General features: G+C 38.4%; 24 protein-coding genes. 12 read left to right on the forward strand and 12 right to left on the reverse strand.

Annotated elements, in window-relative coordinates; translation table 11 throughout:
- Positions 1-82: 82 nt before the first annotated feature.
- From ftsY to ACB088_RS05345, 4 genes are all read left to right on the forward strand, one after another.
- Entirely contained in the window at positions 83-1,195 is a 1,113-nt protein-coding gene (gene ftsY, locus ACB088_RS05330; protein ID WP_375038219.1) for a signal recognition particle-docking protein FtsY, read from the forward strand.
- A gap of 187 nt (positions 1,196-1,382) precedes the next feature.
- Positions 1,383-1,979 (forward strand): nitroreductase family protein, encoded by a 597-nt coding sequence (locus ACB088_RS05335; RefSeq protein ID WP_004643073.1) that lies wholly within the window; start codon positions 1,383-1,385, stop codon positions 1,977-1,979.
- 216 nt (positions 1,980-2,195) lie between these two features.
- The gene (locus tag ACB088_RS05340; RefSeq protein WP_375038220.1) at positions 2,196-2,867 is read left to right on the forward strand and encodes a DUF2057 family protein; all 672 of its coding nucleotides are present in this window, start codon (positions 2,196-2,198) and stop codon (positions 2,865-2,867) included.
- A 78-nt stretch (positions 2,868-2,945) separates the two neighbouring features.
- A complete protein-coding gene (locus ACB088_RS05345; RefSeq protein ID WP_375038221.1) occupies positions 2,946-3,470 on the forward strand; it encodes a GNAT family N-acetyltransferase in 525 nt (174 codons plus the stop codon).
- A 12-nt stretch (positions 3,471-3,482) separates the two neighbouring features.
- Here the strand turns inward: ACB088_RS05345 and ACB088_RS05350 are convergent, their stop codons facing one another.
- From ACB088_RS05350 to ACB088_RS05385, 8 genes are all read right to left on the reverse strand, one after another.
- Complete coding sequence (locus tag ACB088_RS05350; RefSeq protein ID WP_080593069.1) at positions 3,483-3,782, reverse strand: cyd operon YbgE family protein; 300 nt, start codon at positions 3,780-3,782, stop codon at positions 3,483-3,485.
- Positions 3,783-3,884, reverse strand: a complete 102-nt coding sequence (cydX, locus tag ACB088_RS05355) for a cytochrome bd-I oxidase subunit CydX (RefSeq protein ID WP_000270276.1) — start codon at positions 3,882-3,884, stop codon at positions 3,783-3,785.
- Positions 3,885-3,894: 10 nt separating this feature from the next.
- The gene (gene cydB, locus ACB088_RS05360; RefSeq protein ID WP_375038224.1) at positions 3,895-5,040 is read right to left on the reverse strand and encodes a cytochrome d ubiquinol oxidase subunit II; all 1,146 of its coding nucleotides are present in this window, start codon (positions 5,038-5,040) and stop codon (positions 3,895-3,897) included.
- Positions 5,037-6,623, reverse strand: coding sequence for a cytochrome ubiquinol oxidase subunit I (locus tag ACB088_RS05365; RefSeq protein WP_127492166.1), 1,587 nt, complete (start codon positions 6,621-6,623; stop codon positions 5,037-5,039). The genes cydB and ACB088_RS05365 overlap by 4 nt, the downstream gene beginning before the upstream one ends.
- The gene (gene cydP, locus ACB088_RS05370) at positions 6,623-6,817 is read right to left on the reverse strand and encodes a cytochrome oxidase putative small subunit CydP (RefSeq protein WP_003652097.1); all 195 of its coding nucleotides are present in this window, start codon (positions 6,815-6,817) and stop codon (positions 6,623-6,625) included. Before cydP ends, ACB088_RS05365 begins: the two co-directional genes overlap by 1 nt.
- Positions 6,818-7,202: 385 nt before the next feature.
- Positions 7,203-7,811, reverse strand: a complete 609-nt coding sequence (locus ACB088_RS05375) for an OB-fold-containig protein (RefSeq protein ID WP_003652096.1) — start codon at positions 7,809-7,811, stop codon at positions 7,203-7,205.
- Positions 7,812-7,836: 25 nt separating this feature from the next.
- The gene (locus ACB088_RS05380) at positions 7,837-8,145 is read right to left on the reverse strand and encodes a Rieske (2Fe-2S) protein (RefSeq protein ID WP_003652095.1); all 309 of its coding nucleotides are present in this window, start codon (positions 8,143-8,145) and stop codon (positions 7,837-7,839) included.
- A 16-nt stretch (positions 8,146-8,161) separates the two neighbouring features.
- Complete coding sequence (locus tag ACB088_RS05385) at positions 8,162-9,166, reverse strand: adenosine kinase (RefSeq protein ID WP_092707097.1); 1,005 nt, start codon at positions 9,164-9,166, stop codon at positions 8,162-8,164.
- A gap of 111 nt (positions 9,167-9,277) precedes the next feature.
- Between ACB088_RS05385 and ACB088_RS05390 the strand changes: the two genes are divergently transcribed.
- The 3 genes from ACB088_RS05390 (at position 9,278) to ACB088_RS05400 (ending at position 14,166) form a co-directional block, all read left to right on the forward strand.
- Complete coding sequence (locus ACB088_RS05390; RefSeq protein WP_375038225.1) at positions 9,278-9,727, forward strand: GNAT family N-acetyltransferase; 450 nt, start codon at positions 9,278-9,280, stop codon at positions 9,725-9,727.
- Positions 9,728-10,054: 327 nt separating this feature from the next.
- Complete coding sequence (locus ACB088_RS05395) at positions 10,055-12,994, forward strand: insulinase family protein (RefSeq protein ID WP_166645294.1); 2,940 nt, start codon at positions 10,055-10,057, stop codon at positions 12,992-12,994.
- Positions 12,995-13,014: 20 nt separating this feature from the next.
- The gene (locus tag ACB088_RS05400; protein WP_375038226.1) at positions 13,015-14,166 is read left to right on the forward strand and encodes a phospholipase A; all 1,152 of its coding nucleotides are present in this window, start codon (positions 13,015-13,017) and stop codon (positions 14,164-14,166) included.
- 42 nt (positions 14,167-14,208) lie between these two features.
- On the opposite strand, the gene ACB088_RS05405 is transcribed toward ACB088_RS05400, so the two are convergent.
- From ACB088_RS05405 to ilvA, 3 genes are all read right to left on the reverse strand, one after another.
- Positions 14,209-15,546: a TrkH family potassium uptake protein gene (locus ACB088_RS05405; RefSeq protein WP_375038227.1), complete on the reverse strand. Its 1,338-nt coding sequence runs from the start codon at positions 15,544-15,546 to the stop codon at positions 14,209-14,211.
- Positions 15,547-15,563: 17 nt separating this feature from the next.
- The gene (locus tag ACB088_RS05410) at positions 15,564-16,214 is read right to left on the reverse strand and encodes a TrkA family potassium uptake protein (protein WP_080027248.1); all 651 of its coding nucleotides are present in this window, start codon (positions 16,212-16,214) and stop codon (positions 15,564-15,566) included.
- Positions 16,215-16,359: 145 nt separating this feature from the next.
- Positions 16,360-17,907: a threonine ammonia-lyase, biosynthetic gene (gene ilvA / locus ACB088_RS05415; protein WP_170834049.1), complete on the reverse strand. Its 1,548-nt coding sequence runs from the start codon at positions 17,905-17,907 to the stop codon at positions 16,360-16,362.
- Positions 17,908-18,008: 101 nt separating this feature from the next.
- On the opposite strand from ilvA, the gene rpiA reads away from it, so the two are divergent.
- Both rpiA and ACB088_RS05425 read left to right on the forward strand, forming a co-directional pair.
- The gene (gene rpiA / locus ACB088_RS05420) at positions 18,009-18,680 is read left to right on the forward strand and encodes a ribose-5-phosphate isomerase RpiA (RefSeq protein WP_003652085.1); all 672 of its coding nucleotides are present in this window, start codon (positions 18,009-18,011) and stop codon (positions 18,678-18,680) included.
- Positions 18,680-19,360: a SprT family zinc-dependent metalloprotease gene (locus ACB088_RS05425; RefSeq protein WP_375038228.1), complete on the forward strand. Its 681-nt coding sequence runs from the start codon at positions 18,680-18,682 to the stop codon at positions 19,358-19,360. Before rpiA ends, ACB088_RS05425 begins: the two co-directional genes overlap by 1 nt.
- Here the strand turns inward: ACB088_RS05425 and ACB088_RS05430 are convergent.
- A complete protein-coding gene (locus ACB088_RS05430; protein WP_375038229.1) occupies positions 19,357-20,880 on the reverse strand; it encodes a hypothetical protein in 1,524 nt (507 codons plus the stop codon). The genes ACB088_RS05425 and ACB088_RS05430 overlap by 4 nt on opposite strands.
- Positions 20,881-21,062: 182 nt before the next feature.
- Here ACB088_RS05430 and argC point away from each other — a divergent pair, with 182 nt between their 5' ends.
- The 3 genes from argC to clpS all read left to right on the forward strand — a co-directional run bounded on the left by argC (position 21,063) and on the right by clpS (position 23,375).
- Positions 21,063-22,118: an N-acetyl-gamma-glutamyl-phosphate reductase gene (gene argC / locus ACB088_RS05435; RefSeq protein WP_375038230.1), complete on the forward strand. Its 1,056-nt coding sequence runs from the start codon at positions 21,063-21,065 to the stop codon at positions 22,116-22,118.
- A 75-nt stretch (positions 22,119-22,193) separates the two neighbouring features.
- Positions 22,194-22,952 carry a DUF6776 family protein gene (locus ACB088_RS05440; protein ID WP_080027243.1) on the forward strand — a complete coding sequence of 253 codons (759 nt, stop codon included), beginning with the start codon at positions 22,194-22,196 and terminating at the stop codon, positions 22,950-22,952.
- Positions 22,953-22,961: 9 nt separating this feature from the next.
- A complete protein-coding gene (gene clpS / locus ACB088_RS05445; RefSeq protein ID WP_002121129.1) occupies positions 22,962-23,375 on the forward strand; it encodes an ATP-dependent Clp protease adapter ClpS in 414 nt (137 codons plus the stop codon).
- The last annotated feature ends 8 nt before the right edge of the window (positions 23,376-23,383 follow it).

Genomic DNA, 23,383 nt, shown 5'->3' on the forward strand with positions numbered 1-23,383 from the left:
TTGAGCACTATTGTGGCAGGCAAAATTTTGAATTTATGCTAAACTTTCTCTTTTTAAACGCGCTGCTTTTCAAGGAATCCGCATGGAGCAACAATCGAATATGCAAAATAAATTCTTGATAGATGCTGAGATCGGTGATGACGATGTCACATTACCTAATTTACCTGCTATCGATGTTCCCATCGTTGAATCTCCTGTTAAATCACAAGAAAACATTGAATTAGCCAAAGTTGAATCGGCTTCAACAGAAACAGCGGTTGAACAACCAAAATCTGGTTTTTTTGGCCGGATGAAAGAAGGTTTAACCAAAACTCGTCGTAATTTCGCTGATGGAATGGTCAATATTCTGATCGGTGGAAAGGAAATTGACGATGAATTACTCGAAGAAGTCGAAGAGCAATTATTAGTTGCAGACATTGGTGTTGAGGCAACTAAAACGATCATTACCAATTTAACAGAGCGAACTGCTCGTGGTGATTTGATCTATTCCCACTCTCTTTATAAAGCTTTACAAGAAGAGTTGGTTGCTTTGTTGGCTCCACGTGTTAAGCCTTTGCATATTGACCCTAATAAATCACCCTATGTGATTTTAATGGTTGGGGTAAATGGTGTTGGTAAAACCACAACTATTGGTAAATTAGCGAAACGCTTGCAAGGTGAAGGTAAAAAAGTGATGTTGGCTGCTGGTGATACATTCCGTGCCGCAGCGACAGAGCAATTACAGATCTGGGGTGAACGTAACGATATCGCTGTTGTAGCCCAAGGTCACGGAGCTGATAGTGCCTCTGTTATTTTTGATGCCTTTGAGAGTGCTCGTGCTAAGGGAATTGATGTATTAATCGCAGATACAGCAGGTCGTTTACATAATAAAAGCAACCTGATGGAAGAACTTAAAAAAGTTAAGCGCGTTATGCAAAAAATTGATGCGACTGCACCTCATGAAATTATGTTAGTCGTCGATGCGGGTACAGGGCAAAACGCGATTAACCAAGTGCAAGAGTTTGACCAGACTGTGGGTTTAACTGGTATTACAATTACCAAGTTAGATGGAACCGCGAAAGGGGGCGTGCTCTTTAATATTGCAAGTCGTACCCATGTACCAATTCGTTTCATTGGTGTTGGTGAAAAAATTGATGATTTAAGACCATTCTCGGCTAAATCATTTGTCGCTGCGCTGTTTGAAACTGATAAATAATTGGTTGTCAGCAATAAAAAGCTTCACTAAATGGTGAAGCTTTTTTATATCTATATCTTTTTTTATTGTTGCGAAAATAAAACGAACTGTCATATTTTTAATGCTGATTATAAAAAATGAGTTCAATACACTGTATTCATTCCCAAACAACGGCCCATGGTCAATCAAATAGGTAGGAAATAACAAAATGTCTACTTTCTTAGATAAAATTAAAAACCGTCGTACTATTTATGCAATTGGTAAAAATGTTGCATTAGATCGCACTAAAATTGAAGAGACAATTCGTGAGGCAGTTAAACATAGCCCTTCAGCTTTTAACTCGCAATCTTCACGTGTGGTGACACTATATGGTGAATCTCATGCTAAATTCTGGAATTTAGTTCGTGAAGCATTACGTAAAATTGTTCCTGCAGAAGCTTTTGCTGGTACAAACACAAAAATTGATAGCTTTGTAGCGGGTGCTGGTACGGTTTTATTTTATGAAGATCAAGCTGTTGTTAAAAATTTACAAGAGCAATTCGAATTATATGCAGATAACTTCCCAGTATGGTCTGAACATTCAAGCGCGATTGCTCAATTTGCAACTTGGACTGCGCTTTCAGAGCTTGGTTTAGGAGCATCTTTGCAGCACTATAACCCGATTGTTGATGCTGAAGCAGCTGAAGCATTTGATGTGCCTGCAACTTGGAAATTACGTGCTCAATTAGTATTTGGTTCAGTTGAAGCACCAGCAGGCGAAAAAGCATTTATTAATGATGCTGATCGTTTCAAAACTTTCAACTAATTGAAAGTTAAAAAGAGCACCTAAATAGGTGCTCTTTTTTATGTCTTTAGAATTAATAAAAGGACTAAATAAAATAGATACTGATTAAATTCAATTATATATTTGAAAATAATAAATTGGAAAATTGGCCTATAACTGCACTGTCATAAAATAGTCACAATCATGTTGCATATTGCTCATGATTTAATAGCTTATCAAATACAGAGAAAGAAACAGATGACTTTAAGATTAGGTGTTGCTGCAATTGGTTTATTACTCAGTGGTTCAGTATTTTCAGCAGTTACAATTACAGCACCAGAGGAAATTGTAATCCTTGCGGTAAATGGTCAAGAAGTCAATTCTGGGTTATTTCGTTCATCTAAAAATAACTATAAAGTCGATGCGGGTGAGACTAGCTTAAGCGTGCGTTACCAAGAATATTTTGAACATTTAAATGGCGAGCATGACATTGTTAAATCTGGTGTAGTCACAATTCAAACACCTGCATTGCAAGATGGGAAAACTTACAAGCTTTCAATGGTAGATGTGCCTAAAGACTTTGAAAATGCGAAGAAATATGCAGAGCAACCAACGGTTGCTTTGTACAGTGCAAATAATGAATTAATTGTGAAACAAACGGGTGCAAACAATGAAGCAAAACCATGGTTTGCAACTGGCTTATTGGGTAAAGTAACTGACTTTACGACTAAATCATCTAAACCACAGCCTGAAGCAGTGTATGTATCGGCTAAACCTACTTCCGCTCAAGTTGTGGTACCAGCTCCAACATCTATGCCAGTAACTGGTGTGGCACAGACCAATGATCAGCGTTTGGTAGAAACTTGGCAGAAAGCTTCTAAAGCTGAGCGTCAAAAATTTATGGCATGGTTAGCTGAACAATCAAATTAATCAATTGCTATTTAAAATAAAGCCGATTTAATATCGGCTTTATTTTTAGAATTTTTATAAATAGCCTAAGTATATTTTATGACTAATTTAAATTTCCGTTTAGCTCAATTTGCTGATATTCCACAGCTCGTAGATTTAATTAATAAGTCTTATCGAGAACAACAAGGCAGAAGTTGGACAACTGAGCTTGAGTTTGTAAAAGGGCAACGTATTACAGAGCATCAATTAGAAGAACAGCTACAACTTTCGAATTCGACATTATTGGTAGGGGAAACTAACTCTTCCAAAATTGTTGCATGCATTGGACTTACATTTGAAAACAATCAGGTTGAGGTTGGGACGTTCTGTACAGATCCTCATGTTCAAAATATGAGAGTGGGTCGTTCTGTTTTAGAATATGCGGAGCAATATGCATTGAAAGAAGTTCCTTATCTGGTCAATGCTGTAATGTATGTGCTAGATGTACGTTCAGAGTTGATTGCTTATTATGAACGACGTGGATATGTGAAAACGGGTAATGAACAACCATATCCGGTTGAAGCAAATGTAGGGGTGCCAATGGTACCTATTAAAATGATTGAAATGAAAAAAGACCTCAAATGAGGTCTTTTTTGTTTAGGTTAGAAACCAGATGTAATAGCCTAAAAGCATGAGAGGCCATGCGACCCATGGACTAAATAACCATTTCCATAACCAGAAGTTTGGTACAAAACCAACTCCATAAATGAAACCACCAGAAATACCGATCATCACCAACATGAGTTGACTATGATTGTAGTGTCCGTTTGCATCTAACATGAGTGAAGGGTAAACCAGCAAAATTGCAGCAAGAGGCAATGCCAACAGAAATGAAAGGGCCATTGCGAATGCTTGAACTTTTCGATGATTTGATGCTGTCATTGCTTTTGCCATGATTTATTCCTCATCTAAGTTTTGATGGTGCTCGATATAAAGTGCACTGAGTACACCTGCAAAACATGCCATCAAAATGCCAAGGATCCATGCGAAATACCACATTTGCTTCTCCTTAATACAAGCTATGCGAGTTTGACTCGATGTGTTTGTTGGTAATGACTCCCCACATTTTGTAATAAGACCAACTGGTATAGATCAAAATGAGTGGTACAAAAATGCCAGCAGCTACAGTCATAACGCCTAAAGTAAGGTGGCTTGACACAGCATCCCACATCGTTAAGCTAGAATTAGGATTAATACTAGATGGAAGCAAGAACGGGAATAGTGCAAAACCTGCGGTTAAAATTGCTCCTACAATCATTAAACTTGTACCAGTGAAACTTAAGCCTGCTTTTGCTTTTGAAGCTGCAATAATTGCAATGATTGCGCCTAATATTGCAAGAACTGGGGCAACTTTAGTAATTGGATAGGTACTGTAATTGTTCATCCAACCTGGGTTGCTATTGGTAACGACCTCTTTTGCTAAAGGGTTGAGTGCAGCATTTGGATCAATTGCTACTGCATAGCTATAACCGGGTATTTGACCAAAATACAGCCATGCTCCGATAAAAAGAAAACAAGCTAGAAATATCATTGCCATAATCTGAGTTGCTTTTGCAGAGCGTTGCTTTAAAGCATCGTCTGTACGCAACATGAGCCATGCACCGCCGTGGGCACAGAGCATTGAAAGACTGACAATACCGCAAACTAATGCAAACGGATTTAAAAGAGCAAAAAAGCTGCCAGTATATTCAGAGCGTAAAGTGTCATCTAAACCAAAAGGTAAGCCTAGAAACAAATTACCAAAGGCTACACCGAACACAAGCGCTGGTACAGCACCTCCAATGCATAGGCCCCAATCCCATGAATTACGCCATTTGGTGTTTTCAAGTTTGGAACGATAATCAAAGCCGACTGGCCGTAAGAAAAGGGCGAATAAAACCAGTAGTAATGCCCAATACATGCCAGAGAAAGCTACAGCATATACCATTGGCCATGCAGCAAATAATGCACCGCCTGCTGTAATAAACCAAACCTGATTGCCATCCCAGTGAGGCGCGATCGTGTTAATGGCTGCACGTCGTTCGTTATCGGTTTTCCCAACGAAAGGCATGAGAGCCATGGAACCCATATCGAAACCATCAGTGAGAGCAAAGCCGATCAGAAGTACACCAACTAACACCCACCAAATGATTTTTAATAGTTCATATTCGATCATGATAAGGCCTCCCCATTAACAGCTGTTTTCGGTTCTTGCTTTTCAAAATGATATTTACCAGTGTGCAGAGAGCTTGGCCCTAGACGAGCAAATTTAATCATTAAATACATTTCAATAATCAAAAGAGCGGTATAGAAAGCTGCTAGCGCAAGAATCGACCCCCATACATCACCACTACTTAAACTAGACGTAGATAGGTGTGTTGGCAAAATTTCACCAATAGACCAAGGTTGACGACCACCCTCAGCTACATACCAACCTGTTTGCGCAGCGATCCAAGGAAGTGGCAGAGCAAACAATGCATATTTAAGTAGCCAAGGTTTATTTTCAGCATTTCTTTTTGCTACAGCCCAAGTTGCTAAAATGAAAAGTAATAGCATTAAGAAGCCAGAGGCAACCATTGCTCGGAAAGAGAAAAATAGAGCTGTAACATTTGGAACAGTATCTTTTACAGCAGCTTGAATGTGCTGCTCGTTTGCATCAACTACATTTGGTGTATATTTCTTAAGAAGAAGGCCATAACCTAAATCTTTTTGATTTTTTTCAAACGAAGCTAATAACTCTGGTGAGCGATCACCGGCACGTAGTTTTTCAAGTTCAGCATAGGCAAGCATACCGTTGCGAATACGAACTTCGTGCTGCTGCATGAGATCTTTAAGACCAGTAACTTCTTTGGTTGTTGAACGGGTTGCAATTAAACCTAATGCATATGGAATTTTAACTGCATAATCCGTCCGCATTTCTTCATGGTTTGGTATACCAAATAAAGTAAATGGAGCTGGAGCAGGGTGAGTATCCCATTCGGCTTCAATTGCAGCCAGTTTAGTTTTTTGAACATCCCCTAATTCATAGCCAGATTCATCACCGAGTAAAATCACTGAAAGTGTAGATGCAAGACCGAAAATCGCAGCGATTGCAAATGAACGACGAGCGAAAGGAAGATCACGTTTTTTAAGCAAGTAGTAGCTTGAGATAGCTAGTACGAAAATCGCACCAGTTACATAGCCTGCTGATACAGTGTGTACAAATTTAACTTGAGCTACGGGGTTAAAGATAAGCGCGCCGAAATCGACTAGTTCCATACGCATCGTTTCAAAGTTGAACGCAGCGCCTACAGGGTTTTGCATCCAGCCATTCGCCACTAAAATCCACAGCGCTGACATGTTAGAACCGAGCGCAACTAACCATGTTACACCTAGATGCTGAACCTTAGTTAAACGGTCCCATCCAAAGAAGAATAAACCAATAAATGTCGACTCAAGGAAGAAAGCCATCAGGCCTTCAATGGCTAATGGTGCACCAAAAATATCACCTACATAGTGTGAGTAATAAGCCCAGTTCGTTCCAAACTGGAACTCCATGGTTAAGCCAGTCGTTACCCCTAACGCAAAGTTAATACCAAATAATTTTCCCCAAAATTTAGTCATATCCTTGTAAATTTCTTTACCGGAAATGACATAGGTGGTTTCCATGATGGCAAGGATAAATGCCAAACCTAAAGTTAAAGGGACGAAAAGAAAGTGATACATTGCGGTCATTGCAAATTGAAACCGCGAAAGATCAACCACGCTTTCAGAAATCATCAACGTGTCTCCTTAATGTTGGAAATGTTATCGCCAGCAATATGCTCGGCGACCTGATTGTCAAAATTTTTGGGGATGGTGGGAGCATCAAACCAAATATGTTTAATCGTTAAAAGAAGCACTATTTTTATTATTAAAATAATGGTGATTTCTTTAATTAAACGACTATTAAGATTTTGAAAATTAAGGCTCATTAATTAAACCTCATTTGATATTAATTTTATTATTAATCAAAATATAATAAAAATAAACAATAAATATATTTTAAATGAATATTTAAATAATTAATTTATAAAAAACAAATATTTAATATTTGAAAAATAATACTATACCAAAATAGTTTGAATTGATTATTAATTCCTACTAAAACACTTGTAAATAAAATTATTAAGTTGATTAAAATGGTTTGTTTTAAATTTAATTCCGACTAATATGGTTGTATATAATATTTGTTAATTTTATTTCTAACTAAAATAGTCGGGATAATAAATAAATAATTAATTAAAAAAGAAAATAATAAAATAAGGCCGTAATAAAGCCTGCAAAAAAGCAATAATGGATGAGAAGAATTATTAAGGATTAATCGGGTGCGAAAAGATCGTTTGAGATAGAGATTTTTTTGGCTACATAATGGCTTTTATGCACTTTGACAAGAATGACTTGGGAATATAATTCGAGTTCACCATATTCTGGTTCTACCTGAACATAGTGAAGTTGACCAAATTCATCACGTACGCGTGCTTGAGCAGAAAAACCTGGTCTGGCATTACCACTGGAAATAGTCGCTAATCGCCCTAAAAGGTTATAGTTGGTATGTGTAAGCTTCGGCTTAATCACTTGGTCAAGGCAGTGAATCATGAACACAGTAAAAAAGATTGCGATCACAAGTGCTGGGACGATTAAATAAAATGGTGAAATAAAATAATGCTGTATTGCGAAGAAAGAGAGTTGTAAAAAGTAACCTGCATAACTGAAGTTGATGAGTAAAAAAACGAAAATTAGAGCTTTAGAAAATTTAACATTAAGTAGTGGTGAGTTAGAAAGCCAATCTGGTGCAATTTTTTTAAGTAACTGACTTGGACGGAGTCCAATATACATACCAATGGTTTCTACCACGCTGAGCAATATCAAAGCCACTACACTTAAGTGAAATGGCATAAGATAATAATTGAAAAAGAAATCAGCCATGGCAGAAACTCTAATGTTTATAGCTTCAGTCTACGATATAGATACCGCCATCTGAATGTACTTTAAGCTCAACTTTGTTTAAAAAATCACCTAAACATGGCCCTGAAATACATTCGCCTGTTTCCACAGTAAATAAAGCACCATGAGTAGAGCACTGGATGTATTCTTGGTCTTGATCGAGAAATTGATTTTCTAAATATTCAAGCTCAGTTTGTAGGTGAGGGCATAAATTCTGATAAGCATAGAATGCACCGTCACGTTGCGTAACGAAAATAGTAGTTCCTTGTAAAGTGTCAAAAGCTCTAGCTTCACGCTCAGGAACTTCTTCCGTCATACAGATCCTTTCCATTTCAAGCACATTCCTTCTGAAAATTTTCAAGAAGTTTAGCATAATCATTTACAGCTAAACGTGGTCCGAATTGAGAGACTACTTCACTCGAAATTAAGATGGCTAACTGAGCCGCAGCATTCAAATCTTGGTGATGGTTTAGGGCATAAAGGAACGCGCCTGCAAATGCATCGCCTGCACCATTTGTATCAACTGCTTCTACGTGGCGTCCCGCAACATGAAAATGTTGAGTTGGGTTAGAAACTAAAGCACCTTTGGCACTTTGTGTAATGACTACGGTATAATTTTTAAAACGTAATTGAGTAAGAGCATCTTCTACAGAAGTTGTATTGGTATACATTAAGGCTTCTTGCTCATTACAAAATAGTAAGTCTACGCCATCATCCATAAGTTCTTCCAAGCCTTCACGAGCGTATTGCACCATGGCAGGATCTGAAAGAGAGAGGGCAATTTTAACGCCATTTGCTTTTGCAATTTCTCTTGCTTGTTTTACAGCTTTACGAGCCGTTTCACTTGTAGAAAGATAACCTTCAATATAAAGCCACTTTGCTGTTTTCAATGGTTCAAAGTCGATTTGATCTTGAGAAAGTTCAGCAGTAATACCCAAATAGGTGTGCATAGTGCGTTCAGAGTCAGGGCTAATTAACACCATACATGTGCCAGTTACGCCTTCACTGATCGATTTTGGTGTGGTCTGGATGCCAGCTTCATTTAGACCTTGTAGGTAGATCGCACCTAAATCGTCATGACCAACACGGCAACCATAAAAAGCGCTTCCACCTAATGCACTAAAAGCTACAGTCGTATTTGCTGCAGAACCGCCACTTGCTTGCCCCTTGTAGTCTTGATGCTGTTTTAACTCTGCATAAAGAGCAGATTGAGTGTCGCCATCGGACAACTGCATTGTGCCTTTTTGCAGGCCTTGTTGATTCAGAAAATCATCAGACACTTTAAATTCTTGGTCGATTAATGCATTACCAATTGCAAAAAGATCTACAGTTGCCATATGTGTTGTCACAAATAAAAAATCAGGTAGCTAAGTTTACACCATTGCTTGGATTTGCTGTAGTTTGTTGAATAAAATTCAGTTAATTCAAAGATAAGTGGAGAAAGATTATTGTCTGAATATTCTTTAGATCAATTCTTGATACAAAAACTTGATGAGTTGCCAGAGCAAATTATTGAATTAAGCTTAGTTTCTCAGAATGAGGGTTTTAGATTTATCAATAGATTGATAGATGAATATAAATCTGGCCAGAACTGTTTTGACGAGGTGGGAGAGGTTTTGTATGGTATGCAATATGCTAATCAGTTAATTGCCATTGGTGGAATTAATACTACTCTAAATAAAGACGTGGGTAGGTTGAGACGATTTTATGTACATCCTGAATATAGACGGCAGGGTATAGGTGAATTATTACTTAGATCTGTAGAAGAGCATGCTAAACAATATTTTGATGAAATAGTTTTATATACAGACACTCATAGAGCAGCTGCTTTTTATAAGAAAATGGGATATTCCGAGACAAATATGCCGAATAGTAATTTTTCTAAAAAAATGAAATGATATTTTTAATATTTAAAATCTAATCGTGACTATGTCTTTCAAACTAAATAACCTATTCATCGGAATTACTTTATTTAGGGCTTGGTAGGGGCATATGACTCAAATTGATGGGCTTTTTTCTTTGTAATATTGGATATAAATAGAATTAAGATGTTTCGTTCTGTTAGGATAAAACATTCATGGCTATGTGCTTGATATCAAAGCTGTGCCCTTGAAAACTAATACCCAACAAAAACATAGTATTTTACTTGGCTTTTGTTCGCCAATCTCAAGCTGACTCAGGCTATAATGAGACTTATTCACTTATCCGATATGTTAGGAGATCACATGACTGTAGATGTCACTGAAACCATTTCTCAAACTGTTCACCCTGCGTTTCAGTTGCTACGTCAGCACCATGTAGAAGCATTAGATATTTTAGTGTCTGAATATAAGCATAAAGTTACAGGTGCTGTGCATTATCACTTGGCAACTGACTATGATGAAAATGTATTTCTGGTTGCTTTTAGAACACAACCTATGGACTCTAAAGGCACGGCACATATTTTAGAACATACCGCTTTGTGTGGATCTGAAAAGTTTCCGGTACGTGATCCGTTCTTTTTAATGATTCGCCGTTCTTTAAATACGTTCATGAACGCATTTACAGCAGCGGATTGGACAGCCTACCCATTTGCTACTCAAAATAAAAAAGATTTCCAAAACTTACTTTCTGTTTATCTTGATGCGGCGTTTGCCGCTAATTTGAATCCACTTGATTTTGCTCAAGAAGGTATTCGCATTGAACTTGAAAATGGGCAACCTGTTTATAAAGGTGTGGTCTTTAATGAAATGAAGGGTGCCATGAGTGCGCCGTCTGACCAACTTTATCACCAGTTGGCTCATCATTTATTTCCTGAAACGACCTACCATTACAATTCAGGTGGCGATCCAAAAGATATTCCTGATTTAACGTATGAGCAGTTAGTCGAATTTTATAAGACTCATTACCATCCAAGTAATGCTGTATTTATGACCTTCGGGAATCAAACAGCTTATGAGTTACAAGAGCAATTTGAAAAACTAGCTCTAAATAAGTTTTCAGCGGGTACAACTTTATATTCTAAGCCCGAAAAACGTTTAGCTGCGCCAATTGAAGTAATAGAAAACTATGGTGTTGATAGCGACGATTTAAAAGATAAGACTTATCATGTCTTATCTTGGTTATTGCCCGAAGCGAATGATGTTAAATTGCGTTTGGGAATGCGTTTAGTTGAAGGAATTTTATTAGAAAATTCAGCTTCACCACTACGCCATTATTTAGAAACTTGTGGTTATGCTCAATCAACAGGTCCATTAATGGGTGTAGACGATAGTAATTTTGAAATGACGTTTTATTGTGGTGTTCAAGGTTCAAACCCTGAACATGCTGAAAGCTTTAAAGACGGCGTTTTAAATATTTTACGTGATGTTGCTGCAAAACCAATTGATAGTGATTTAGTCGATGCGATTTTACATCAAATTGAATTACATCAACGTGAAATCAATGGTGATGGTACGCCGTATGGTTTAAGTCTAATTTTAAATGGCTTAAGCGGTGCGATTCACCATAATGACCCAATTCAAATTTGGGACGTTGATAGCGCAATTGCACAAGTTAAAGAAGAGTTGAAAGACCCAATGTGGTTATCAAATCTGATTCAAACACATTTGCTAGACAACCCACATCGCGTACAGATGACTTTAGTTCCAGACCCAACCAAGTCTGTAAAAGAGCAAGAGGCAGAAAAAGCACGTTTAGCTACTATTGGTGAAAAACTAACAGATGCTGATAAGGCTGAAATTATCGCTAATACCAAGGCTTTAGAGGAACGTCAGGATACACCGGACAACCTTGACCTATTACCAAAAGTAGGTTTGGAAGACGTGCCTGCTGACTTGCATATTGTGCAGGGTCAATTGCGCGAGATTCTTTGCAATCGCATGGATACGCCGTTGAACTTGTATCATGCTGGTACGAATGGTATTTACTATCAACAAGTCCTCATTCAAATTCCTGAAGATATTGTAATGTCACCTTATTTCAATTTGCTCTCTATCTTGATGGGCGAAGTAGGTGCAGGTGAATATGATTATCTTGAACTACAAAACTTACAAACTGCTGTAAGTGGCGGTTTAGGAATGGGCGCTTCTTTACGTAGTAAAGTTGACGATAAAGATAAAATTAGTGCTTGGTTAACATTAACGACTAAATCTTTAACTCAGAAGTTCGATGCAATTCATTTATTAAAGTTAGCATTTGAACAGCTTCGATTTGACGAGAAAGAGCGCATTATTGAGTTATTGCAACAGCGTAAAACACGTTGGCAGTCTCGTTTGTCTGGTGCTGGTCATAGCTATGCAATGCAAATCGCATCACGTAATATGAGTGCATTGGCTCAACGCGACTATCAAAACACTGGGTTAGGTGCATTAAACTGGTTGGGTGAGCTTGTTGCTAAAATTACCCAAGATGATGCAGCTTATGAAGAGCTAATTGCGGAATTAAAACGTATTCATACTAAATTATTGCAAGCGCCTAAACAGTTCTTGCTTGTATGTGAAGAACATCAGTCTGAACGTTTAGTTGAAGAAATCCAAAATGTTTGGGATAAATTAAATGTTGGTCCAGCTGCAACAGAGTTAACGCACGTAGCACAAGCAAATGATAATAATCATGAAGCATGGTTAATTCAGGCAAATGTTCAGTTCTGTGCTTCTGCTTATCAGGCTGTCGATGTATCGCATCCAGATGCGGCTCCACTAATGGTATTGGCAGCTTATTTACGTAATGGGTTCTTGCACAGTGCCATTCGTGAAAAAGGCGGTGCGTATGGGGGGGGAGCAAGTTATGATGGCAACGCGTGTTCATTTCGTTTCTATAGTTACCGTGACCCGCGTTTAGCAGAAACTTTTAAAGACTTTGAAGCAAGTGTGCAATGGTTATTAAATACGGAACAACAGCCGCATCAGCTTGAAGAAGCGATTCTTGGACTCGTTGCAAGTATGGATAAACCGGGTTCACCAGCGGGTGAGGCGATCACAGCATGTTATGCATTGTTGCATGCAAGAACACCTGCTTTCCGCCGTACCTTACGTGACCGATTGCTGCATGTAACATTAGAAGATTTACAACGTGTTGCTCGTCAATATTTAGTTGAGCAAACTCCTGTAAAAGCTGTAGTTGCACCATTTGCAAAACGCGATGAATTGCAACAATTAGGTTTTACCATTCAACAAGTTAATTAAAATAAAAATTGGAGATGAACATGGCGTTCAGACAATTTGAACGCACATCTTTACAGCTAAGCATGGGAATCGTGCTTAGCTGTTTGTGTGCGTCTGTGACATATGCTGATACTTTGGCACCTGTAACCCCTGCGACAGTAGATGCATGTGTTGCTCTTGCTTCGAATGCCGATCGTCTGGCTTGTTATGACTCTGTATTTAAACCAGCAGCTTTACCAGTTATTCAAGCTGCGGCTGTACCAGAACCTGTTAAAAAAATTGATGCACCTGCTGTTCCACCTGAAACATTTAAAAAGAAGGTGGTAGATACAGTGAGTAATATCAAAATAATTGGTAAAGCACCAAAACTTAAACCCACTACTTCTTTGCTGGATCAACGTTGGGAGTTGTCTGAAGAGAGTAAACTAGGGGTTTGGAATATCCGTGCTTATCAACCGGTCTATTTGTTACCAGTATTCTGGACCAGCGACAAAAATGAATTACCTACTAGCCCAAATCCAAACAACGTAGAGCATACAGCTCAAAACCTGAAATCAATGGAAAGTAAATTTCAGATTTCTTTAAAAACCAAAGCTTGGGAAAATATTTTTGGCAACAATGGTGATTTGTGGGTAGGTTATACACAATCTTCACGTTGGCAGACATTCAATGCTGAAGAGTCTCGTCCTTTCCGTGAAACGAATTATGAGCCTGAAGCAAGTTTAATGTTTAGAACCAACTATGAATTGCTTGGTTTAGATGGTCGTTTGCTTGGAGTCACTTTAAATCACCAATCAAATGGTCGTTCAGATCCATTATCTCGTAGCTGGAATCGCGTAATCTTTAATGTGGGATTAGAGCGCGGTAACTTTGCTTTAATGCTTCGTCCGTGGGTGCGCATTGAAGAAGACAGCAAAGATGATAATAACCCTGATATGGAAAATTACATTGGTCGTGGTGATTTAACAGCATTTTATAAGTGGAAGGAAAATGACTTCTCTTTAATGCTGCGTCACTCTTTGAAAGGTGGTGATGATTCGCATGGTGCTGTTCAATTTGATTGGGCTTTTCCAATCAGTGGCAAACTGCGTGGACACTTCCAGTTGTTTAATGGTTATGGTGAAAGTTTAATTGACTATAACCATCGAGCAACCTACGCGGGCTTGGGTGTTTCACTCATGAACTGGTACTAAGTCCTTACTTGTAAAAATGCCGCTTTTATAGCGGCATTTTTATTATCCAATTTGAATATTGGCTTGAGGGTGTTTGAGTCGACTTTTTTTCGGAGTAGCAATCAAATAGGCCAGAGTTAATGGGCCGAGTCGCCCAGCAAACATCAGTAAACTTAAAATGAATAAACTACCATTATGTAGTTCTGGCGTGATTCCACGAGAAAGCCCTACAGTACACGCTGCGGAAACAACCTCAAATAACAAGTTCATAAAGTCTGCTTTAGGCTCTAAAAGCAAAATAATAAAGAATCCCATGAAAATGAGTATGCTCGTAATTGCAGTGACTGCTAAAGCTTTATAAGTGGTTTTATGTGCGACTGAATGATTAAATATTCGAATTTCATCTGTGCGTCGTAAAAATGAAATAACACTGAGCACTAAAATTACAAAGGTTCCAACTTTGATTCCACCTGCGGTACTAAGCGAGCCACCACCAATAAACATAAGTAACATCATGAGTAAGGAGCTACTGTTGGTCATTGCTCCTGTATCAATGGTATTAAATCCTGACGAGCGTGGAACAGTGGCTTGAAACCAAGCATTTAATGCTTGATCACCGATACTAAGCATTCCTAGGGTATGAGGGTTTTGAGCTTCTAAAGCCCAAATTAAAATAAAGGCAATAATATTAATCACTGTAATAGTGGTAAGAATTAGCTTGCTATTCGGCGTGAGTTTTTTCCATTTTTTATTTTGCTTAATGTCCATGAGAACCAAAAAGCCCAGCCCGCCTAAGGTATAAAGTATGCTAACAGTTATACAAATAATATAATTGCTTTGAAAACTTATTAAGCTATTGGAAAATAATGAAAAACCAGCATTATTAAATGAGGAGATACTGTAAAAAATCGCATAGTACAATCCACGTGCAAAGCCATAACTCGGTGTAAAAGCAATAGTGAGAATAATTGTACCAATAAGCTCAAAAATAAGGGTATAAGTGACAACTCCCTTAGCAACAAAAGTAACCTTTGACAGGCTCGTTTGTCCGAGACTATCTTGCGCCATCATTTGTTGTTTAAGGCCAACTTTGGGTGACAAGCTCAGTGCCGCCAATATGGCAAAAGTCATGAAACCCAATCCACCAGATTGAATGAGCAACAAAATGATAGTTTGCCCGAACAGTGTAAAAGACTCATGAATATTTAAAACAGATAAACCGGTGATTGTGACTGCTGAGGTTGCTGTAAAGAGTGCATCCATCCAGCTCACATGTCCTGTATTGGCAAATGGCAGTTTTAGTAATAACGTGCCAAAAATAATAAAGCCCAGAAACCCCAGTGCCAAGAGTGAAGGAGGGCTTAAATTTAATGTTTTATGGGGCTTGGGATATATAGACATATTCTAGATTTCGTTTCTTATATGAAGCAATTAGAAAGTTTCTTTAACTGCGGTAAATGACCTTCTAAAATAAGAATATCATGCGTTTGCAATGTGAAATTTTCTTCGGTCTCAAACAAAATTTGCTGCTGTCTTTTTACAAGCAATGTTTTAACCTGTGGTGCTTGCTGCATAATGCCATATAAGTTAATACCATTAAGTTTTTCTGGAATTTCAATTTTAATAATGTAGTGATCATCGTCTAAAGACATATAACGACTCACCATTGGATAGTTTAGGGCTTGAGCGACTCGTACCCCCATATCTTCTTCAGGATGAATAATTTTGTTGATATTGAGATGCGACAAAATGGTGTGATGTGCTTTGGTTTTTGCTTTTACCCAAATCTTGTCCATCCCTAAATTTTTTAAATTCAGGACACATAAGATACTTGCTTCAATATCTTCACCAATTGCGACCACAACTGCATCACAATTTTGAATATTAAGTTCATCAAGTACATGTTCGTCGGTCGCATCGGCAATGACGGCATGAGTTAAAACGTTGGCAAGATTTTCAACATTCTTTTTTACCGTATCAATGCCAATAACATCATGATTTAATTTTGTGAGCTCTTGAGCAACAGTTGCTCCGAAACTCCCTAAGCCAATGACTGCAAACTGTGCCATGTTGGTCCTTGTTTCCTGATTAGACGTTTATTTTTAAGGATATTTTCTTTGAGATAAAGAGAGGCAATGTAAATATGATAGGAATATTAAAAGAATTATATGAATAAGCCGACAAATTTGTCGGCTTATTCATCAAAATCGAAGATTATTTCAAGAAACGTTTGTAGCCAACATTATTCGTAATTTCTGCATACGGATAGCTAATTTGCTCAAGAGTTTCAATTAACCCATCAGGATTTTGTTTCGCATCGGTCGCTTGTAAACCCACTAATACACGTCCTTCTGCTGCACCATGATTACGATAATGGAATAGCGTAATATTATGGGTGGGGCCTAAACGAGTTAAGAAGGTTAAGAGGGCGCCTGGACGTTCAGGGAACTCAACACGGAACAATCTTTCATCATCTAGATTTGCATGACCGCCAATCAAATAACGAATGTGTAACTTGGCAACTTCATCATCAGATAGATCATCTACCACATAATTTTGTTGTTTTAATTGTTCTAAAATTTCATGGCGCTCAGCATCGCCGCCTTTTAAGCTAATACCAACAAAGACTTGCGCTTCTTCTGTGTTGTTTGCTCGGTAGTTAAACTCGGTAATATTACGGCCTTGTAAAGCGCGACAGAAGCCTAAGAATGCACCTTTTTCTTCTGGTAGTGTCACCGCATAAATAGCTTCACGCTGTTCACCTAACTCGGTACGCTCAGCAATATAACGTAGACGGTCAAAATTCATGTTGGCGCCACATACAATCGACACAATATTTTTATTGCTGATTTTATGTTCGGTAATATATTTTTTGATGCCAGCGAGGGCCATCGCACCTGAAGGCTCAACAATACTGCGGTTTTCGTCGAAGGTATCTTTAATTGCCGCGCAAATTTCATCTGTATTTACAGTTACAATATCAGGGTCAACAATTGGACCAGAATTATCAGACTTACGCAGACGAATAATATCAAATGGTAAAGCACCAATTTGTGCGACGGCAGTACCATCTGCAAACAAGCCTACATGTGGCAAGATTACGCGTTCATTTGCTTCTAAGGCTGCTTTTAAGCACGCAGATTCTTCATATTCAACGCCAATAATTTTCACGTGAGGTGCAACTTCACCAAGGTAAGCTGCTACGCCTGAAATAAGGCCACCACCACCTACAGCAACAAATACATATTCTACATCACGCCATTGACGTAATATTTCATTTGCAATAGTACCTTGACCAGCAATGACAAGTTCATCGTCATAAGGTGGAATGAATACAAGACCTTCAACTTCGGCACGTTGCTGCGCATATTTATTTGCGATATCAAAACTATCGCCATGTAACACAACTTGACCACCCAAGCGTTTAACTGCTTGAACTTTAATGTCTGGAGTTGTGCTTGGCATAACAATAATCGCTGGAATTCCTAAACGTTGACCTGACAATGCTACGCCTTGAGCATGGTTTCCAGCAGATGCACAAATTACCCCACGTTCGAGTTGTTCTTTAGGTAATTGGCTAATACGGTTATAGGCACCGCGTAATTTAAAAGAAAAAACAGGCTGTAAATCTTCACGTTTAAAACGAATAATATTATTTAATTTTTGACTAATTCGTGGAGCTGCTTCGAGAGGTGTTTCAATTGCAACATCATAAACCGTTGCTTGTAAAATTTGTCGTACCACACGAGACAGCATGTTCATCTTCCCTATAACAGTTTAAAATAGGAAGTTATTGTAGCAAACCCCTGTGCATTTGCGCCGATTATTGGTGCATAAATGTCAAAAAATAGTTGAGTGATGTCATGAGTCTATACGCAACCCAAGATGAAAAGAAACAAGCTGCTGCGAAAGCTGCTTTAAAACACTTACCCAAAGGTGGCATTTTGGGGGTTGGGACTGGAAGTACAGTAAACTTTCTAATTGATTTATTGCCTGAATTGCAATTAGAAGCTGCTGTGGCAAGTTCTCAAGCAACTGCTGATCGCCTTAAAAAATTAGGCATTGAAGTTGTAGATATGAACCATGTTGGTGGTTTAGATGCCTATGTTGATGGTGCAGATGAGATTGACCGTCATATGCATATGATTAAAGGCGGCGGTGCTGCATTAACACGTGAAAAAATTGTTGCTTCAATTGCAAAGAAATTCGTATGTATTGTTGATGATTCAAAGTGGGTTGATCAACTTGGCCGTGATTTTCCACTTCCTGTAGAAGTTATTCCAATGGCTCGTTCGGCAGTTGCTCGTAAACTAGTCGCTTTAGGTGGTGATCCGGTTTATCGCGAAGGCGTCGTAACAGATAACGGTAATGTGATTTTGGATGTATTTAATCTTAATATTTTAAATGCGATTGATGTAGAAAAAACCATTAATAACATTCCAGGTGTTGTGACTAATGGTATTTTCGCTTTAAACCCAGCAACGATTGCAATTGTTGCAACAAATAATGGTATTGAAGAGCGTACAGCACAGTAATGTCTGCAAAAATGCCAGAGATTAAAATCGTTCGACACGTAAGAGCAAGGAAATTGCGCTTACGTGTTGAGCCAGCTTCAATACGCCTGACAGTTCCTTTGTTTTGCAGTAAGAATCAAATTCAGCTTTTTTTAGCACAATCTGAGCAATGGTTGATCGAAACGTGGAATAAGCAACAACACGTTCAATCTAGTTCACTTGAAATTCCTTCAGAAATTTATTTTTTTAATAAAGACCAACCGTTTCAGGTCGTTGTTCAAAAGCAACATCGTGTTTTCCAATTTGATTGGGAAAATAACTGTCTATTTATTAAAGATACGCAGCCATATTTGGCATTACAAAGTGCAGTTATTGCGTTTGCAAAACAAGAATTACCTAAGCTTTTAAACGATTTAAGTGAGAAAACTCGTCTAAATTACAGCGAATGTTCAATCCGCCGTCCCAAAACTCGCTGGGGAAGTTGCAGCAGTCAGCATAATATTATGCTGCATGCAGGTTTGGTGCTCATGCCACAAGAGATTGCTCGCTATGTCGCTATTCATGAGTTAGCTCACACTAAACATTTTGATCATAGCCCTGCATTTTGGGCAGAAGTTGAAAAATATGATCCATATTTTCAAAAACACCGCAGACAACTTAAATCAAATCCGTTGCCTGCATGGTGGTATGTCTCAAATTAACTAAAACTACATTCTAATTGTGGTGTTTGTAAGTTATCTGGTGCTTTTCGGCTATCTAGACCTGCTTTGGCACTCACAATTTTATTTGCTTTAATCGATAATTGTATAAAGTTGTATTGCTGCGTTGAGTTATTTGGTTCGGCTGAACTTGAGTTGAGTAAATAACTTGAGCTTACAGCATCTGTTTGCAATAGATTATCTGTACTATCGGCGCTTAAAGCAGAGCGATAAGTCTGTGTTCCTTTAATAAGTTCGATTTGACCATTCGCACGGAAATTAAGCTGACAACCTGTTGAGGTGTCTTCATAGTGACCTACTAAATAGTCTGTAGCTGGTAGTTTGGGGTCGGACAGATTAATGCTAGTCAAACCCTGTTTACAAGGATATGCAGAACCGTTACAGGTCGCTGTAATACCGCTAAAACCTACAGCACGACGATAATCACCAGCCCCATCTATACGGAAAAAGTCAGTCGTATTTCCGGCAGGTATGACCCCTGAATATAGTTTCTTTTGCAGTAGATCATAACCTATTTGATCTAGACTGGATTGGCTTTGGGTATCTGCCAATTTTAAAGTCGCGGCTTTTAAATTGGTTGCAAAATTATCGCGCGTAGCTTTTTGATTAGCTGCGATATCTAACAGTGTATTTTTAACTGGATCAATATTATCTGGAGCTGATGTGAAAATAGGGGTAAAGGTCGTTTGATCCCCATGAAGTTTTTTCCCATCTAAAAAGCCATCTTTTAAATCTGTTGCCAAACTTTTAATGAGCTCTTGGTATGTGGTTGTTCCACCATGAAAAGTTGACCAATGTTGTAAGTAGCCAAAGCTAAGATAACTATCTACATATGTACTAGGTTTTTGAGTTGAGTACTGCAATAAAGTTAAAACCGTAAGGGGATTGGCTGGACTTAAACTTGGAATGTCTGCATCTTTGAACGCATTAAGAAGAGATCTATAAACGTCTTGAGAAGCTAAATCCACATGCAATTGCTCAATGCGTGTTGGGTCAATCGTCTCTTGAGGAAGTTGTCCTGAACGTATAACAGCGCGTTGGTAAATTGCTTCACTGCTTGGACTTATGGATAGGGTTCTGCCACTTATACTGTTCGGTGTAATAAACGCATGATAAATACCAGAGAAATTTTGGTATGTTGAAGTAATTGGATCAAATACTTGAGATGAATTTTGAGTCGTAATTTCTACACGATATAAACGATTCAATTTAGCGGTAGGAATTTTGACATTAAAGCTATTTAAACTTGCAATTGAAGTATCTAATAAAACAGAGTTAGTGGTGTTGTCATATACTTTTAGTTGGATATTACGCATTTCTACAGGAGATTTAAGAGTAACATCAGTCGTTGCCTCTGGAGTAGGATCAACGGGTGTTGGGGTGCTTGGTGAGTTGCCACTACTACTGCCTCCACCTCCACAACCTACAAGTAGTGCACTTAAAATTAATGTGCTCAAGCCAAGGTAAGTGTGTAATTTTGTTTCTTTTGATTGATGAAGCATCCTAGCTCTCCAATTAAATCTGGTATTTATTTGCTGATATTTGTTTAGTTATGACAGTTCAATAAGTTCTATCTAATTGTCGCTAAAATTAAAAAAATTAAAATTACCAAGCATGAAATGGTTTTGTAAGCTTGGACATCCTGTCATACTACCGCACAAGTATAGATTCAAGAATTGAGGTAATGCACGTGATTTCTGTCGGAATTGTTGGTGGAACGGGTTATACAGGCGTTGAACTATTACGTATTTTATTACGACATCCTAAAGCGCAGGTTCGAGTTCTTACTTCACGTACAGAAGCGGGCAAACCAGTTGCAGATATGTTCCCTAATTTACGTGGACATACTGATCTTCAATTTTCAGATTTAAATATTGATGATTTAAAAAAGTGTGATGTTGTATTTTTTGCGACCCCTCATGGTGTTGCGATGCAGCATGCAAAAGAATTGATTGCAGCTGGAACTAAAGTTATTGATTTAGCTGCTGATTTCCGTTTGCAAAATCTTGAGCAATTTGAAAAGTGGTATGGCATGGAGCATGCTTGCCCAGACCTTCTGGAAAACTCAGTATATGGTTTGGCTGAACTAAACCGCGAAAAAATTAAACAAGCACAAGTGATTGGTAACCCAGGTTGCTATCCAACAACTGTTCAATTGGGGTTGGCTCCACTTTTGAAATCAGCACAAGCATTGATTGAAACAAAAAATATTATTATTGATGCGAAGTCAGGCGTTTCAGGAGCAGGCCGTAAAGCAAGCTTAGGCATGATCTATAGTGAAAATGCTGATAACTTCAAGGCTTATGGAGTTGCTGGGCACCGTCATCATCCGGAAATTGTTGAAGCATTAGAAAATATTTCTGGGCAAAAAGGTGGTTTTGAAGGGCTCTTGTTTGTTCCTCATTTAGTTCCAATGATTCGCGGTATGCTCAGCACAATTTATGTCGATTTGACAGAAACTGGAAAACAAACTGATATTCAGGCATTGTATGAGCACTTTTATGCAAATGAAAAATTTGTTGATGTGATGCCTGCTAACAGTTCGCCTGAAACACGTAGTGTGCGCGGTGCGAATGAGCTTCGTATTGCTTTATATAAGCCGCAGCCGAATAAACTTATTATTCTTGCGGTACAAGATAACCTTGTGAAGGGTGCATCTGGTCAAGCTGTACAAAATATGAACCTTATGTTCGGCTTTGATGAAGATGAAGGCTTACAAGGGATTGGTTTATTACCATAAAAAACTCTTTTTTGCTTCACACACATTTAAATTTCGATTTAAATGTGTGTCTTGACTCTGATCTTAAACACTGAGATGACGATGCAAAACTCTGGACAGACGACTTCGGCAGAAAGTTCGTTGCAAAAGAAAAAATTTTTAAATACCAATAAACCTTTGTTTATTGGTGCGGCTATTTTAATGAGTGGCTGTCTTGCGCTCGGCTATACAATTGGGCACCGTCAAGGTCTAACTGTTGTAGGTTACGATGCAGATGCAGAGCAATTGGTTGAAGTGGTGCAAAAGCAAAAAACAGCTTTAGATGCGGTTAATAAAAGCCTGAATGCTGCGGTACAAGAGCGTGATGTTGCTGTAACAAATGCAAATGATCTGTTTGAAGCCCTTAATCAGGCCAATGCTGATAAAACGCAGCAAGAAGGTATGAGTAATATCTACCGTGATATCTTGAGGCAGCGCGGTGGTCTAAGCTTAACGATTCAAAATTTGGCGATCAAACCTCTGCCTGAAAATGCTTATGAATATCAGTTAGATTTAGTGCAGGTGAGCCCAAGCAAGCGACGTGCTTCAGGATCGATTGAGATAAGACTCATTAAAGATACAGAAGTTTTGGTGGTGCCACTTGAAGCTAAAAACTTTAACTTTACTGATTTTGAGCGTTTAACAGGTCGTTGGACTATGCCTAAAGGTTTTACGCCTCAATTTATTGAGGTACGTTTAACAGGCGGTTCTGATACACCAGTTATTAAGCGTTTTAGTTGGCAGCGCGGTAAACCTGTCGAAACATCTTCTGCTTTTGTGGCAGAAATTCCTCAAGCTGAAGCAAATTCACAATAGTAACATCCTATGCGAACAAATAAGCGTCAAACAAACTTAAAAGATATCAAGGCTTCTTTTCAGCAGTCTGGTTATGTCGATTGGCACTTCCATCCACGCTTAAGTGATTCGCAAAACGAAGATCATGACGGAGAGGTTGTTGTACAAACAGCACCTCCTGAACTCAAGCGTCCGCCGTTATATGCAGTCGTCTTAATGAATGACGATTACACGCCAATGGACTTTGTAATTGAAATTTTACAACAATACTTTGCAATGAATCTTGACCAAGCAACTCAAGTAATGCTAACAGTACACTATGAAGGTAAAGGTATTGCTGGGGTATATCCAAGAGACATCGCGGAAACCAAAGCAAACCTTGTTAATAATTACGCTCGATCGCAAGGTCATCCATTACTTTGCCAGATTGAGCCTAAAGCATAAGGGGGTTA

The organism is Acinetobacter sp. RW6 (assembly GCF_041956835.1).
Classification (GTDB): Bacteria; Pseudomonadota; Gammaproteobacteria; order Pseudomonadales; family Moraxellaceae; genus Acinetobacter; species Acinetobacter calcoaceticus.

Excerpts from the sequence above, each read along its gene's own strand:
- ftsY (WP_375038219.1), top strand. The coding sequence starts at position 83 with ATGGAGCAACAATCGAATATGCAAAATAAATTCTTGATAGATGCTGAG.
- ACB088_RS05335 (WP_004643073.1), top strand. The coding sequence starts at position 1,383 with ATGTCTACTTTCTTAGATAAAATTAAAAACCGTCGTACTATTTATGCA.
- ACB088_RS05340 (WP_375038220.1), top strand. The coding sequence starts at position 2,196 with ATGACTTTAAGATTAGGTGTTGCTGCAATTGGTTTATTACTCAGTGGT.
- ACB088_RS05345 (WP_375038221.1), top strand. The coding sequence starts at position 2,946 with ATGACTAATTTAAATTTCCGTTTAGCTCAATTTGCTGATATTCCACAG.
- cydX (WP_000270276.1), bottom strand. The coding sequence starts at position 3,884 with ATGTGGTATTTCGCATGGATCCTTGGCATTTTGATGGCATGTTTTGCA.
- cydB (WP_375038224.1), bottom strand. The coding sequence starts at position 5,040 with ATGATCGAATATGAACTATTAAAAATCATTTGGTGGGTGTTAGTTGGT.
- ACB088_RS05365 (WP_127492166.1), bottom strand. The coding sequence starts at position 6,623 with ATGATTTCTGAAAGCGTGGTTGATCTTTCGCGGTTTCAATTTGCAATG.
- cydP (WP_003652097.1), bottom strand. The coding sequence starts at position 6,817 with ATGAGCCTTAATTTTCAAAATCTTAATAGTCGTTTAATTAAAGAAATC.
- ACB088_RS05375 (WP_003652096.1), bottom strand. The coding sequence starts at position 7,811 with ATGGCTGATTTCTTTTTCAATTATTATCTTATGCCATTTCACTTAAGT.
- ACB088_RS05380 (WP_003652095.1), bottom strand. The coding sequence starts at position 8,145 with ATGACGGAAGAAGTTCCTGAGCGTGAAGCTAGAGCTTTTGACACTTTA.
- ACB088_RS05385 (WP_092707097.1), bottom strand. The coding sequence starts at position 9,166 with ATGGCAACTGTAGATCTTTTTGCAATTGGTAATGCATTAATCGACCAA.
- ACB088_RS05395 (WP_166645294.1), top strand. The coding sequence starts at position 10,055 with ATGACTGTAGATGTCACTGAAACCATTTCTCAAACTGTTCACCCTGCG.
- ACB088_RS05400 (WP_375038226.1), top strand. The coding sequence starts at position 13,015 with ATGGCGTTCAGACAATTTGAACGCACATCTTTACAGCTAAGCATGGGA.
- ACB088_RS05405 (WP_375038227.1), bottom strand. The coding sequence starts at position 15,546 with ATGTCTATATATCCCAAGCCCCATAAAACATTAAATTTAAGCCCTCCT.
- ACB088_RS05410 (WP_080027248.1), bottom strand. The coding sequence starts at position 16,214 with ATGGCACAGTTTGCAGTCATTGGCTTAGGGAGTTTCGGAGCAACTGTT.
- ilvA (WP_170834049.1), bottom strand. The coding sequence starts at position 17,907 with ATGAACATGCTGTCTCGTGTGGTACGACAAATTTTACAAGCAACGGTT.
- rpiA (WP_003652085.1), top strand. The coding sequence starts at position 18,009 with ATGAGTCTATACGCAACCCAAGATGAAAAGAAACAAGCTGCTGCGAAA.
- ACB088_RS05425 (WP_375038228.1), top strand. The coding sequence starts at position 18,680 with ATGTCTGCAAAAATGCCAGAGATTAAAATCGTTCGACACGTAAGAGCA.
- ACB088_RS05430 (WP_375038229.1), bottom strand. The coding sequence starts at position 20,880 with ATGCTTCATCAATCAAAAGAAACAAAATTACACACTTACCTTGGCTTG.
- argC (WP_375038230.1), top strand. The coding sequence starts at position 21,063 with ATGCACGTGATTTCTGTCGGAATTGTTGGTGGAACGGGTTATACAGGC.
- ACB088_RS05440 (WP_080027243.1), top strand. The coding sequence starts at position 22,194 with ATGACGATGCAAAACTCTGGACAGACGACTTCGGCAGAAAGTTCGTTG.
- clpS (WP_002121129.1), top strand. The coding sequence starts at position 22,962 with ATGCGAACAAATAAGCGTCAAACAAACTTAAAAGATATCAAGGCTTCT.